General features: G+C 46.9%; 12 protein-coding genes. 2 read left to right on the top strand and 10 right to left on the bottom strand.

The features are described 5' to 3' along the window. Nucleotides 1-12: 12 nt before the first annotated feature. The 9 genes from ACFVS2_RS03340 to ACFVS2_RS03300 form a co-directional block, all read right to left on the bottom strand. A complete protein-coding gene (locus tag ACFVS2_RS03340; protein WP_390230871.1) occupies nucleotides 13-1,152 on the bottom strand; it encodes a VWA domain-containing protein in 1,140 nt (379 codons plus the stop codon). Beyond that, nucleotides 1,137-3,539, bottom strand: coding sequence for a DUF5682 family protein (locus ACFVS2_RS03335; RefSeq protein WP_390230869.1), 2,403 nt, complete (start codon nucleotides 3,537-3,539; stop codon nucleotides 1,137-1,139). The genes ACFVS2_RS03340 and ACFVS2_RS03335 overlap by 16 nt, the downstream gene beginning before the upstream one ends. After that, nucleotides 3,500-4,600, bottom strand: a complete 1,101-nt coding sequence (locus ACFVS2_RS03330; protein ID WP_173617740.1) for an ATP-binding protein — start codon at nucleotides 4,598-4,600, stop codon at nucleotides 3,500-3,502. Before ACFVS2_RS03330 ends, ACFVS2_RS03335 begins: the two co-directional genes overlap by 40 nt. A 200-nt stretch (nucleotides 4,601-4,800) precedes the next feature. Further along, nucleotides 4,801-5,661 (bottom strand): tryptophan 2,3-dioxygenase, encoded by an 861-nt coding sequence (gene kynA / locus ACFVS2_RS03325; RefSeq protein WP_390230867.1) that lies wholly within the window; start codon nucleotides 5,659-5,661, stop codon nucleotides 4,801-4,803. An 80-nt stretch (nucleotides 5,662-5,741) separates the two neighbouring features. Beyond that, nucleotides 5,742-6,737: an aliphatic sulfonate ABC transporter substrate-binding protein gene (locus ACFVS2_RS03320; RefSeq protein ID WP_390230865.1), complete on the bottom strand. Its 996-nt coding sequence runs from the start codon at nucleotides 6,735-6,737 to the stop codon at nucleotides 5,742-5,744. Nucleotides 6,738-6,767: 30 nt separating this feature from the next. After that, nucleotides 6,768-7,523 carry an ABC transporter permease gene (locus ACFVS2_RS03315; RefSeq protein WP_390230863.1) on the bottom strand — a complete coding sequence of 252 codons (756 nt, stop codon included), beginning with the start codon at nucleotides 7,521-7,523 and terminating at the stop codon, nucleotides 6,768-6,770. Then, nucleotides 7,456-8,298 (bottom strand): ABC transporter ATP-binding protein, encoded by an 843-nt coding sequence (locus ACFVS2_RS03310; protein WP_390230861.1) that lies wholly within the window; start codon nucleotides 8,296-8,298, stop codon nucleotides 7,456-7,458. The genes ACFVS2_RS03315 and ACFVS2_RS03310 overlap by 68 nt, the downstream gene beginning before the upstream one ends. A gap of 184 nt (nucleotides 8,299-8,482) precedes the next feature. Beyond that, nucleotides 8,483-9,967, bottom strand: a complete 1,485-nt coding sequence (locus ACFVS2_RS03305) for an amidohydrolase family protein (protein ID WP_390230859.1) — start codon at nucleotides 9,965-9,967, stop codon at nucleotides 8,483-8,485. A gap of 184 nt (nucleotides 9,968-10,151) precedes the next feature. Further along, nucleotides 10,152-10,763, bottom strand: a complete 612-nt coding sequence (locus ACFVS2_RS03300) for a DedA family protein (protein WP_390230857.1) — start codon at nucleotides 10,761-10,763, stop codon at nucleotides 10,152-10,154. Nucleotides 10,764-11,019: 256 nt separating this feature from the next. Between ACFVS2_RS03300 and ACFVS2_RS03295 the strand changes: the two genes are divergently transcribed. Continuing rightward, on the top strand, nucleotides 11,020-11,847 hold the full coding sequence (locus ACFVS2_RS03295) for a DUF1308 domain-containing protein (protein WP_390230854.1): 828 nt from the start codon (nucleotides 11,020-11,022) through the stop codon (nucleotides 11,845-11,847). Nucleotides 11,848-11,929: 82 nt separating this feature from the next. On the opposite strand, the gene ACFVS2_RS03290 is transcribed toward ACFVS2_RS03295, so the two are convergent. Next, nucleotides 11,930-12,436 carry a GNAT family N-acetyltransferase gene (locus tag ACFVS2_RS03290; RefSeq protein ID WP_390230851.1) on the bottom strand — a complete coding sequence of 169 codons (507 nt, stop codon included), beginning with the start codon at nucleotides 12,434-12,436 and terminating at the stop codon, nucleotides 11,930-11,932. A gap of 281 nt (nucleotides 12,437-12,717) precedes the next feature. On the opposite strand from ACFVS2_RS03290, the gene ACFVS2_RS03285 reads away from it, so the two are divergent. Then, complete coding sequence (locus tag ACFVS2_RS03285) at nucleotides 12,718-14,463, top strand: cysteine desulfurase-like protein (RefSeq protein WP_390230848.1); 1,746 nt, start codon at nucleotides 12,718-12,720, stop codon at nucleotides 14,461-14,463. Nucleotides 14,464-14,479 lie beyond the last annotated feature (16 nt).

Here is a 14,479-nt window from a genome sequence, read left to right as displayed (position 1 = left end):
TCCTCCTTCTCTCTATTTGATAACCTTACCAATCCATTGCGCGAGCTCATCGGGCGTGATCGCGGCGACATTTGCTCCCATATCGCTTAATACCCTTGCAGCATGCTGGTTGTACGTAGCGTTGCCATTGAAATCCAAAGCTGTAAGCACTAAAAACTTGCAGCCCGCGTCTATAATTTCCTTGCTTTGGCGATACATTTCCTTGATCGGATAGCCTTCCTCCAAATCGCTGACGAGGATAAATATCGTCTTCGATGGATTTTCGAGCAGTGTTCTTCCGTATTTGAGCGCTTGGGCAATATGAGTCCCCCCACCAAGTTGCACACTCATCAGCACATCGACCGGATCATCCAGTCTACTGCTCAAATCAACGACCTTCGTATCAAAAATAACCAAATGCGTCTTCAAGGCAGCGAGCTTGTAAAAAATACTTGCCATAACGGAGCTGTAAATTACAGAGTCCATCATACTGCCGCTCTCGTCCACGACAATGACGATGTTCCATTTGTTGTGATGCTGGATATTGCTGTGGAAATACAGCTCATCGATGATAAAACGACTATTTTTGCGATCATAGTTTTTCAAATTTTTACGAATCGTTTTATGGACATCCAGATTTTTCATCGACTTCGTATAGCCGCGTTTGTGGCGATTGCGTTTGCCGACAATGCTGGTCTGCACCTCATTTTCAAGCTGACGCCGCAGATCGTCTACGACCTTGCGTACAATTTCCTTTGCACTTTTCACGACCTCTCCTTTCATCCTGCCTTTAAATTGGAGGATGTTTTTCAAGAGGGTCATGTTGGGCTCCATGCTTTCCAACACTTTTTTATCTGTCAACAGCTCTGTCATGTTATAACGGTCCAGAGCTTGCCGCTCGAGGATTTCTACCGTTTTTTTGGGAAACAGCTTGCGGATTTTATTCAGCCAGGAGGGAACCGTCAATGCCGAATCTCCCCTGCCACCTTCTTTTCGATAGCCTTGCTCTTCTCCGTATTCACGGTTGTATAAAAATTCAAGAATCGAGTCTAGTTCCTGATAGGAAAACTCGGATGATTGATAGACCCCGCTGCCTTCCAATGATTCCTCGGCATGAGAGCCCAATAACAACCGCCAGCGGTTCAAGGCTTCGCGGCTCAAATCAGGTTCCATTTGGCAAACTCCTCCTTGATCGCTTGATCGAGCATGCGGGCATCACGCAAGGTACGCTCATCGATGACTGGATTCGTGACTTGTTCCACCGTCGTTTGGAAGAGAGCTGCCACTTTTTCCGAGAGCATACTAATTTCCATTGGGCTAAAATATGTAAACGCCAATCGTAGTTCAGGCACCACTTGCAAAAAGTCGTCGTACGCCAAGGATGTAATCATCTGATGCAGATCGCGCAAGATTTCTTCTTGATGAAAGAGGTAGTCACGAGCCACGATAAAAACGCCATGTAAATACGCAGCGGTATGCAGCATTTGCTCAGGCGACCCGAACATATAGGCACGCGCACGTCTGGAGATTTCTGCGCGTTCGATCACTTCGAGATTGCACAAGATCGCGACCACTACCCCTTCCAGTTTCGCGGGGAGCTTGTCGTTACGCAGCAACTCCAGAAGTTGATCACTGAAAATCTCTCGGGAATCATCCGCCTGTCTCTTTTCACTCAGCATGTAGAGGAATTTGAGCTGATCAGCCAACTCATCCAGTTCGTTGGGGTTCGGGTTTCCCTGCTCGACGATTTTGGTCACAGCCTGGTAATATACTTCTTCCACCAAGCTCTCCAGCCGTTCTGTCTCGATAAGACCGAACAACCGTTTTTGCTCCAAAAGAATCGTGAGTGTCTTCAATGTTTTGCAAAGAGAGAGAAAATGTCCATCCTGCTTAACGGACTCTTGTACAGATTCAAAGAGTCGTTCCGACAACTCTTCCAAACCCATAACGACCGCCATCAAAAGCCATTTTGCCAGCTCATGGCTCTGGTGCTGCGGCAATTCTTTTACCATATCGGCTAGCTTATGCGCAGCTGCCTCCTTCACCGTCCCACCGTAGACCGAGCTCTCGATCAGACGGGCTTCTACGAACGAGGAATAGCTGTAGCGCCATGTTTCTCGGACAAGATTGACATTTCGGTTATTCATCCAGTCTGGTCCGGCTTCTTTAGCGCAAAATTCTGTACCCAAGAACTGCATGCAATGAAAAAACTGGCTGGCTTCGCGATGCGACTTCTTGGCATACAGCTCTAACACCTTCTGATTGCGCCCTGTTGTCGTGATCGCAAGCTTTAGCGATTTACATCTGTCTTTGCAATCGCGAACGATGGGCACATCCAGTGAATTTGGGGCAACCTCACCGATTCCGTCTCCTGTCAACAACTCTCGCAATATCTCGATCGGCTGTGATGTAGCAATCGAGCGTTCGCCTTTTGTAAAAGCAGAGAGAACGGAATCGATCAACTCATAGGCACCGCCCTCGGCCTTTTCCCGCATGACTGCCAAGCCGCTCATGAGGCTGTACGCTTCGATCGCATCCGCAGTCGACGTCGTTTCTCCCTTATCACGCAGTCTTTTGAGCAGTTGCGGGAGGTACATCAAGGCGCTTTTCGAGAAAGGAGCACGCTCCTTCTTCTCCAGAGCCTTCCACACACTCTCGTAGTAGTGAACGTACGGCATCCCGCTTGCGTATCCATTCAACTGATCTGCTTCCTGGTACGTGTACACCATCGGATATATTTTTTCTTCCTGCACCTTTTGTATCTTATAGGAAGTCTTACGTTCCTCGATGAGTCCGTATGTATGAAAGCCCCCGGTAACCACGAGAATTCTCGCATGCTTTTGCTTGGCCTCTGCAATTTTTTGACGCATGTGCGCCTCACGAATCAAATCGCCTTCCGCTTCCAAAGCAGCGTCATCATAGCATTTTCGAGACAGGTAGCAATAAGCAAAGACATCCTTGACGAAATCCTGCGTCTTTTTGCGGATACCATCAATCTCAAAAACCTTTTCCCACAGCTCATCGAAGTTCCGGCATTTCATCGTCTGGCACAGTCGTTGAATAAACTGCGAGCCTGCCAGCATGCGCTCATCGTGATAGGACAGCTTTTCATTCTTCTTTTTCAAATCATGACCGTCTTCCAAGCTTTCGAGGCGACTTCCGTAGCTTAGATCAATGAAAGCAGCAGGTATCTGCCGACGTTTTGCTTCGACCAAGGCTACATATTCCGGCGAATACAGAAGAAACGGAAAGTAACAGACGTATTTTTGCTCTCCTGAGGCGTACGCGTAATAAATGCTCACAGGAGGCTTCGTCCGTTCATCCGTCAAGATCGGAATGATATGATTGCTATGGTCCGGGCCTTCAATCAGAATGATTTCCGGTTGATACTCTTCGATCGTTTTTTTCAAATGAAATGCGCAGGCAGGACTATGATGACGAACCGGGAAATAGACGACCTGTTTGCTGAGGTTGTAGACCTCTTCTTCGACGAATGACTTTATGAAGCGGTCTTGACCGTTTACTTGATCCATTTCTTCTCGTTGTAATAAGTTCCCCATAGACCCTCTTCCTTTGCCCGTTCTTTGACCACTTTGGTAAAGTAGGTTTTCAGGATATTTGCGTCCTTTTGGTTTTCCTTGACGACCGCTCCCAGCATGTTCTGTACCAGTCGATCCATGGATATTGGCCTGCCATCATAGTAATGGGACGTCATTGCACTTTGGACATAGACGGATACGGCTTCGGCTGTACTCATCACGGATTGAGGGGAATCGATTTTGAATCCTTCTTTAGTCTCGCCCATACGTAACTCCATGAAGGTCGTCGCCAATATCTCAACCACATCCCGATCGATTTCGATGTTTACGCCACTTTGCTCCAGAATCACTTTTGCTTGGGATTCGATAATTTGTGCTTCCATTTTCACATGATTAATCGGCGCGATTGTCTCGAAGTTAAAACGTCGTTTGAGCGCGCTACTCATTTCATTAACGCCCTTGTCCCGCAAGTTCGCTGTTGCAATGATATTAAAACCGGGCTTCGCAAACACGATGCCGTCTGCCAGCTCGGGAATGTTCATCACCTTGTCGCTCAAAATACTAATCAGCACATCTTGAACCTCAAACGGACAACGGGTAATTTCTTCGAATCGCGTAATAATCCCCTTGCTCATACCGGTGTATAGCGGCGAAGGAACCAGCGCTTGCAGAGAAGGACCTTTGTCCAGCAGCATCGCGTAGTTCCAAGAGTATTTGATCATATCCTCTGTCGTTCCTGCGGTGCCTTGGATCGTATTCGTGCTCGTACCGGAGATGGCCGCAGACAGCAGCTCAGACAGCATCGTCTTTGCCGTTCCAGGTTCACCGACGAGCATCAAGCCACGATTGCCTGCCAATGTGACGATTGCACGCTCAATAAGCACATCGTCTCCATAGAACTTCTTCGTAATCGGTATACTTTCGCCCTCATAAGAGAGAGGTTCATCCGTTCCTAAAATAAAGTCGCGCACAGCTCTGGGCGACATCAGCCAATTGGGAGGTTTTGTCCCTGTATCATGGGATCGCAGCGCATTCAGCTGTTTAGCATATAACACTTCCATAGGTGGCTTCATTGTTTCCATCCAAATGCCCACTCCATTTCTGGTTGTACTTGAAAAATAAGGTATACTATAAAAAATGAAAACATATGTTTGTTAGGAAAAGAAGGGTATTTGTACCCAATATTAGGAAAGATATGTGAAAAGATGTGAATTGAGTACTACATACGAAAAAGCGCCCTGGGTCCCCAAGACGCTTTTCTCGCTTTTTTTGAAGAGTTTTTTTATAACAGCGTCCGCAAGCTCCAAAGCTCCGGGAAAAAACGGTGATCGAGTGCTCTGCGTAAGTACATGACGCCTGATGACCCTCCTGTTCCCGGCTTTTGTCCTATAATGCGTTCGACTGTCGTCATATGGTTAAAACGCCATTGTTGTTGCTGGCTGGCGATATCCACCAGCTTTTCTGCCAACTCGTACAGATCCCAATACTGGTTCACATTTCGATATACGGTCAGCCAGGCTTGCTCTACACTTTGATTTGGTTGATAAGGCTGTGACCAGTCGCGATTCAAACATTCCGGATCAATCGGCAAGCCACGAGCAGCCATCTCCCTGATCGCCGCATCGTAAATGCTGGGCTGCTGCAAGGCCGCACTCATTTGGGCGTGCAGCTCTGGTTGATGCGCATACACCGCTAGGACATGCTGGTTCTTATATCCTAGCGTAAATTCGATGAATCTGTTTTGATAGGATTGAAAACCGGACGAATGACCCAGCTTGTCACGGAACTGGAGGTAGTCAGCTGGCGTCAATGTAGAAAGGACATCCCACGATTTAATCAATTGCTGCTGGATACGCGAGACTCGCGCGAACATTTTGAAAGCAGGCTCCAGATCGTGGTTGCAAATGCACTCATTTGCTGCTGACAGTTCGTGCAAAATTTGTTTCATCCATAGCTCACTCACCTGATGAATGATAATAAACAGCATTTCATCATGATGGGTAGATTGACATTGTTGACTCGACAAGATTTGATCGAGCTGTAAGTAATCGCCGTAACTCATTTCTTTTTGGAAATCAGTATGAACCTGTGTCTCCAATGAAGTGTCGCTCGGTTGATTACTTCCTTGTTCATGTGGTCTCATCGCGGCATGACCTCCTTTCCCATCTAATTCCTTTCCACCCCTCGTTCCTCCTGCTGAACCTCCCTCCTTCTCACCCGATTTTATTTCGCTGCTTCTAAATATTTCAAATCGATTAAGCCATCGATTTTATTACTGGAAATATAACCGGCTTCCTGGCTAATATCTGCCATTTCCTGAATGACTTTTTCATTGACCTCCGTTGTTACTTCCAGACGAGAAAAGGCTGCCTGCACTTCTTTTTTGCTCAACTCTTTGCCAGTCAGATTTTTCAAATGCTTGATGATCAGGTCTTGGCTTTCTTCGGGATTTTCCTGAATGAATTTGACGGCCTTTTTATGTGCTTGCAGGTAGGCGGTTGCCAATCCTTCTCGTTTCAAAAATTCATCGCTGGCTGCTACCACAGTATTGGTTGATTCTTTCCCCCAAGCGAATTGATCCCAGTCCAGAAGCAATTTTCCTTCTGCCTGATTCTCAAGTACATATCCCCACGGCTCCTGAGTTGCTGCACCATCAACGGATTTTTGCACGAATAATGCTGCCGTATCTACTGGCGCCGCCGCATACAGTTCCACATCTCCACCATTCGTTGTCGGTTTGAGGCCAACCTCATTTAGTGCTTTTCTGAGCATGACATCCTGTGTGCTGCCGATTACCGGAATCGCGATTTTTTTGCCTTTTAAATCTTTTAGTTCACTAATATTGGTTGAACCATTCATGACGAGCACAGCTCCGCCATTGACCGCACCTGAAATCAAACGATACCCGGGATGCTTGACATAAAAGTTCAAAAGAGGCCCTGGCCCCACCGTCCCTACGTCAATCGCCTTCGTTGCCATTGCTTCCATAAACAATCCGCCATTGGCGACCGTTTTTGTTTGAATCTTCATATCAGCACCGAATGCTTCCTTAAAATAGCCTTTTTCCAGCGCGATGATCGTTGCGCTATGGGTCAAGTTTGGGAAATATCCAATCCTTATTTCCTTCTCAGAGGATTCTGCTCCGCCAGTAGAGCACCCGCTCACAATCCCCATCAATAATAGGGATGCGACAACGGTACTAAACACTTTTTTAAACATGTGACGACACACTCCTTAGCCATTTTTCTTTTATGAATGGACTCCCCACTTCATCTGAACGTTGCGTTCGATGCGTGAAAAGACAACATTATCAACGATGGTACCGATGATCGCAATAATGATCATGACAGATATCACCAAATCCATTTGTCCAAGTGAACGTCCCATCTCGAGCAATTGACCGAGACCACCGCCACCCCCGAGCAATTCACCAGCCATGAGTGCCCGCCAGGAAAATGCCCATGCGATTCGAAGTCCGGAGATAATCTGCGGTACGGATGCAGGTAGAATGACTGTTCGTACAAAGTGAAAGCCAGTCGAACCATACGTCTTGGCTACCCGCTGATATAGCGGTGGGACATTTTTGAAACCGCTGGTCGCGTTGACCGTCATCGTCCAGGTCGCCCCGATCGTCACGATGAACAAAATGGAGAAGTCATTTAAGCCAAACCAGATTATCGCAAGCGGGAACCAGACAATGCTCGGGATAGACTGAAGCGCTGTCACCACAAAGCCAAGCGTATCTTCTACGAGTTTGTATCTCCAAATGAAGTAACCCAATATCAGTCCGAGAATAATGGCAATGAAAAAGCCCAACAGGATTCGTCCCAAACTTTTTCCAATCGCGGCGGTAATTTGCCCGCTTATCAATCCATTTACGAGTGTTTCGAAAATCTGGGTCAAGCTGGGAAACATGAACGATGGCAACCCAGATAATCTAGATGTGACTTCCCATATCGCCGCTATCATAGCGATGAAGATGACCCGTCTTAAAGCTGTAGTCATTGCCCATTTCCTCCTTCAGCACCTTTTCTATCTCTTCTTGCAGGATCGAAAGCACCTTCTGCTCCGTGTTTAATGTCACACTGTCCGGCATGACTCCATCGCGCATGGCAGGAACCGCAATGATCTCCTTGATTTTTCCGGGGCGTGTGGCAAAAACGGCAATCCTCTCCGCAAGCTGAACGGCCTCCCGGATATTATGGGTGACGAAAAAAATCGTGACCTTGGTCGTTCGCCAAATCTCAAGCAACTCCTTATGAAGAACCATCCGCGTCTGTTCATCCAACGCCGAGAATGGTTCATCCATCAGCAAAATGTCAGGTTCCATGACAAGCGCCCGAGCTATGGCTACACGTTGCTTCATCCCGCCTGAGAGCTGATGGGGATAGGAATGAACATACTTGCTTAAATGGACCATTTTGAGCACTTCCAGCGCCTTCTCGTTGGCTTTCGCAGCAGACATTTTTTTCAACTTGAGCCCGTATGTAACATTTTCCAAAACCGTCAGCCATGGAAATAATCCCGCTTCTTGAAAAACCACGACTCTGTCTGGACCGGGCTTATTCACTTTGTTGCCAGCAACGTGTATGTCACCGCTATCCGGTTGATCCAATCCAGCTATTAAGTAGAGCAGCGTCGACTTTCCACAGCCAGAGGGGCCGACAATGGAAACGAAGCTGCCCTTTTCCACTTCAAGATTGATATCATCCAGCACCTTTACTTTTTGTTTCTGCTCATTCACGAAATGTTTCGTAACATTATTAATAGTCAGATACATGACTGCACCTCTTTTTATTCCAACTTAGTCGATGGGGATTATGAATAAATAATGATTAATCCTATCGTTTTTGTCAACTATAATCCAATAAAAAAGGGAAGGCGGCGGGCACCTTCTCCTATTCAATGCGGTATCAAAGCTTTATGTGCAACATTACACTTCGTCGTCTTCTTTAACTACTTACCTACAACTTCGTCGGATCGAATCTTCTCTCATCCAAATAAGCTCGCGCATGCCCCCAGAAATACTTACTTGGCTGCATGTAGATTTCCAGACCTGCCCGCTCGATCGTCCGATTCGCCTCTTCATTCGCTTCTTTGAGGATTTGCTTTTCATCCACTGTCAAAACACGGCGCTCGTCCATGATCAGCTCACCGTCAACGATGACATGGTTCACATCTCCACCGACTGCCTGATAGACAACACGATGGACATGCATGTTCTCTGGATTCAAGTGGGCCTGATGCATATTTACAGTAATGACATCCGCTTTTTTACCAGCCTCAAGCGACCCCAGCTCGTCATCCCAGCCGACACAGCGTGCCGCATCAATCGTTACCATTTCCAGCAGCTTGCCCGGCGGGAGGTAATAATAATCACGCAGCGCCGCTTGTTGCAGCAGCTGCATTCTGCGCATGGCCTGGAACATGTCAAAAGGAGTCATCGGCGAGGTGCCATCCGTCGTGATCGCAACGGTCGCTCCCATCTCCAGCAATTCCGTAATGGGGGTGCGTGCATTGATTTGACCAAAACCAGGAGAAGCGCTCACATTCGTTCCTGTTTCGGCCAAAATTTTCGCCTCGTCAAAAGATATTCCCCGACAATGCTGCAAGTGTACGTCTGGACCGAGCAGTGCGTACTCTTTGTCTTGAATCGCGAGGTGAATCATGCCGCCAAAAGCATCGGAATGGATGCGCGTGTCGTACTTTTTCGCAATCTCCCTGATTTTCCGAGCTTGGTACCGGTCAAAATCGGTTAAGCCAAACAATTGGTCAGCAGGCGTCGGATAGGACGGATTGACAGAGGTCACGATGACAAATGGAGTTATGTATGCTCTGGTTTTATCGTTATTCGCATGATTCAAGGCTTCGATCACGGCTTCTGCCCCAGCGAGAACCTGCTCATAGGTGACTTCCTTCGTTACTTTTTGTCCATCGACCCAGCGGCTGAAGGGATGCGGCCACGGTGGATTACATGGACCTGTCGCTACGATTTCGCGAACGCCAACCTCGTTGTACGCTTTGGCGTGATTCAAGGCAAAGATCGGATCATCTGAGCGCGGCATCGAGCCCAGGACGCTAACACCTGTTGTAATCCCAGCTTTAAGCCGCTCCAGTGCTGACAGCTTTCCCTCGTAGTACCAGAAGTCATCTGTCACGTAGTGCTTGTAAGTGTTAGTCATGATTGGCATCCAGTCGTTGATATTGTCCGTCGCAATCGTTTTGAACAACGAATGTCCGCCATGACCATGTGCGTCAATGAAGCCTGGCATGATACAATGATGCGCGCAGTCGACTACCTTTTGCGCGGGATACTTGTCTTTTAGAAGTTGAGAGTCGCCTACCTCCAAAATTCTCCCTTTATCAATAGCGACAGCCCCGTCCTGCAATACCCGACGATCTTTGTCCATAGTAATGACTACACCGTTTACGAGTAACAAATCGATCAAGATGCATCTCCCCCAGCTTCAAGAATAAGGGCGGTGCCTATGTCACCTACTCCCCCTCCCTACACCTTACTGCAATTTCGACAACTTGTATTTGCAAGAAAATTACAACTTTTTATAATATGTTTACCTGTTGCTTCCAAATGGAAAAACCACCTTCCCTTGAAGGAAAGATGGTTTGGAGGTTTTAGGCATCCGCTTTTCGTTTGCGGAGGAAAAAAATGAGGAACGCTATCCCCGCAAATGCGAGTACAGCATAAACGACACTGGAATAGAGATCGAAATAGTACAGAATGTCTTCCCACGATTCCCCCAATAAGTGACCTGCCATCACTAGGACGATGTTCCAAATAAGCGTACCGAGTGTTGTAAACAGCAAAAACAGCGGGAAATTCATTTTGGTCATACCAGCAGGAATGGAAATCAGGCTTCTGATTAATGGGATCATGCGGCAAAAAAAGATCGTCCAGTACCCGTATCGGTCGAACCATTCATTCGCTTTATGGATATCTGTCGATTTAATGCGCAGAAGATGCCCCCATCTCTCTACGATCTTCTCTATTTTTTTGACGTCTAGGTAATAACCGATTCCATAGAGCATGATGGCCCCGATCACCGAACCGATTGTAGCTGACAAGATTACGCCAAAAACCGTTAAGGATGATTGCGTCGTCATAAATCCACCGAAGGTCAAAATCACCTCAGAAGGTATGGGTGGAAAGATGTTTTCCAGTGCCATCATCAGTAAGATACCGAAGTAACTATATTGTTCAATAATTTGGGTCATCCAGTTCTGCATGCTATCCCTCACAATTATCTACCAATGCTTATCTCTCCAGTATAGAGACACGCGTTGCATAGTTCAATGAAAAGCGATAATCTTTTCCTTTATTTCAATACGAAACAAGGAGGTCTTGGGTTACCCTTCCATTGAAAATTTTCATGCAGACTATTTTTTAAATAATATTGCAATTCAAGGGAATATGTGGAATATTGGGAGGGTACCAACCACATCACATAACTCAAAGTTGATATCTTTAGGAGGTGAAAACGGCATGTTTCGCAAGTTTGTCTATTCCTTTGTATGTCTGTTACTGTTTATGACCGCTGGTGCCGTTGATGTAAACGCTGCCGCACCAAAAGTAACTGGCACACTATACATTGAGAAACCATTCAAGAAAGAAGGACTTCGGTTTCAAACGACCGTTACTGAAATCGACAATCCAAAATACGACTCACCAATGTACCACGTAAATACGGTTGTCACCAATATTTCGCGGAAACCGATCACGTACACGACTGCTCATTGCTATGGTGTGACAACACGACTAGAAGCGTATGCCTCTGGAGACTCTTGGGAGCTTCCCTACCCTGAAGACGAACCTGCCTGCACCCCGGACATCAAGGAGAGAACCTTAAAGCCCGGGAGAACGATCGAGCAAGATGAATATTTCCGAACAGATGAACTGCCGGATGATCTTACGCCAGACTATTTTCAAGTGAATTCTTCTGTGCGCATCCTCGTTGGACCGGAAGATAAGGAACGCAAAGAGGAACTCGTAAAGATGCAGACGCAATTTCTTGCAGGGCTAGCTCTCCATCCAGATGAGATTGAGCTCCAGGCTGAAGCGAGTGAGCTTCCTAAATCGTATTACGAAATCAATGCGACAGGAAAAGTCTCTAATAAGGAAATCAAGCGCGTAACGCTTCAGGTCTTTAATACGCTCATTACGTTGCGAATTGACTCGAAGTCAGGAGAGTTTACCACGAAGAAAAAAGTAAAAGCAAAAGGTCCATCCCTTCAATCAGGTGTACTCGAGCTAACGTATAAAGATGGGACGAAACATATCTACAACATTCCCATAGAAAATTCCAGCAACTAATGTTCTCCACGAAAAAAAGGACTGCCATGTGTGCGTCCTTTTTTTCGTGTTTCACTCTGGTTCTGTTCTGTCGTGCTATTCCCTACTGCTTAGACCAGTAAATCAATGTGTCGTCCCTCTTTATTTCTGCAAAGCCCATTTTGACTAATATTTTTGCGGAATCTACGTTATCTAGCAAGCACTTCGCCGTAATCTTTTTCACATCTGGCTGCAACAACGCCCATTTCGCTAGGCCTTCTGCCGACTCGTACGCGTAGCCTTTTTTTCGCTCGGCTTCAATTATTCCATAGCCGATGTCCACTTCTCCCTCCGCATTCGGGCCTCCCTTGAACCCTACATCACCGATGATCTTCATGCCATCTTTTGTAATAATCATCCACGATTCAAATCCTGTCGGTTCCCCTGTGAGTTCGAGTGCTTTGATGATTTTGGGTATCGTTTCCATCGCATCCTCATCAGGCCATCCTTTGCCTAATGTAAGCCCCATATCCAATAACTCTTCGTAATTTTCTTGCAAAATATTCGTCGCTATTCTATGTGTAAATGGAATCAATATGAGCCGTTGTGTATGAATGCTCTTTTCATTCATGGACTGGTACCCCTTCCTCTTTCCTTCATTGTCGGTGACGGTATTTACGTTGGATTTACTTTTCCATATGTTTTTTCAGAAAGGGTCTATTCCTACACCTCAGCTACTTTATACATACTCCGATAGTAAGAATCAATCGGGCACCAACCATTATAGCATAATTTTCCATCTCCTTTTCTCAGAATGAATTGAAGATTGATTAATTGGAATCTTTTCCGAATAATGAGAGATAACGAATGATGACGGACACCACGGAAATCCAGTTGGTAAGGAGTGAGAACATGTCCACAACGCTAAACACTGAGCTTGTCCGCATTGAGCCCTGGGCGGATCACGATCTTCCCTTGCTGCGCCTTTTGAATGCGCCTGCCATGATGGAGCATCTTGGAGGCCCGGAGACGGAGGAGCAGCTCCTTGCTCGGCACGAACGATACATCAATAAGGACGGACAGCTTACGAGCAAGATGTTCAGCATCGTACTGCTGCCAGATCACACCCCTGTCGGAAGCATCGGCTATTGGGACCGCATCTGGCAAGGGGAAAACGTATACGAAGTAGGCTGGAGCGTCCTCCCCTCCTTTCAAGGGAAAGGAATTGCCTCTGTGGCTTTAGCTTCACTCATCACACGCATCAACCAAGAACGAAGACACAAGTTTATTCATGCCTATCCCTCCGTGGACAACCCTGCCTCCAATGCGATTTGCCGTAAGCTCGGTTTCACTCTGCAGTCAGAATGCATCTTTGAATACCCTCCAGGAAGTTTTATGCGCTCCAATGATTGGCGATTAGAAGTTGCATCAGGACATTTCCCCATTGAAAAAGTCCGGGAGCAATTCCCCGCGCTACAACGAATTTACAAAGGCAAACCAGTTGTTTATCTCGATGGTCCAGGCGGCTCGCAAGTCGTAAAATCCTCCATGGACGCGATCTATCGCTATATGGCGAAAGGTGGAGCGAATTTACACGGCTCTTTTCCAACAAGCAAGGAGACAGAAGCCATCCTTGCAGATGCGAAGCAAGCCGTAGCAGACCTTTTCCACGTGAAGCCGCTGGAGGTAGCCTTCGGGGCGAATATGACCACCCTGACCTTCGCGATTGCACGTGCATTAGGTCGACATTGGAAAGAAGGGGATGAGATCATCGTCTCCGAAATGGATCACCGCGCCAATGTAGATCCGTGGCTGACTGTTGCCGCTGATCGCGGAATGACCGTTCGGTGGTTAAAGGTGAATAAAGAGACACTTACGTTACCACTAGATGAGCTCGATACCCTACTTACTTCTAGGACCAGACTTGTGGCAGTCGGGCTTGCTTCCAATGCTGTCGGAACGATCCATGATCTCGCTACCCTTTCCCAAAAAGCACGTGCAAAAGGAGTCATTGTCGCTGTCGACGCCGTGCATGCAGTCCCTCACTTCTCTATCCATCGTGACGAAATTGGAGCCGATATCCTGCTCTGTTCTGCTTACAAGTTTTTTGGCCCTCATGTGGGAATTGCTGTCATTTGCAAAGAAATTTTTGAAGCACTCGATGTTTACAAACTGGTTCCTGCCCCCGTTTCTTATCCAGATAAACTGGAGACCGGAACACAAAATCATGAAGGGATCGCTGGAATCAGACCCGCTATCGAATTTGTAGCTTCGCTTGGTTTCGGTGATAGCTTCGCTGAAAAAATCCGCTCTGGTTATGAGGTGATCGAAGCCTATGAAAATCAGTTGGCTGAAAAGCTGCGAAAAGAACTAGGCGCAATGAATGGTGTCACCATCTATCAAGCGTGTGAAGATGTTCCGAAAACACCAACGATCGCTTTTAGGATCGAAGGGTTTACTCCCCAAGAAATATGTGAGCGATTGTGCGAGGAGCATAGCATATTCGTTGCGGACGGGGACTTCTATGCGACAACACTCGCCAATTGTTTGAGAATCAGTGAAAGTGGCGGCTGGATACGAGCAGGGCTGGCACCGTACAGTACCCACGAGGAAATTGACCGTTTCATTCAAGGTATCAAAGCGATCATAAGGGCATAATTCAAGACCCGGGTCA

It is taken from the genome of Brevibacillus sp. NPDC058079 (assembly GCF_042885155.1).
In the GTDB taxonomy this organism is placed as follows: Bacteria; Bacillota; Bacilli; order Brevibacillales; family Brevibacillaceae; genus Brevibacillus.
Note: the sequence above shows the minus strand (reverse complement) of the source record. Positions and strands in the feature narration are given on the sequence as shown.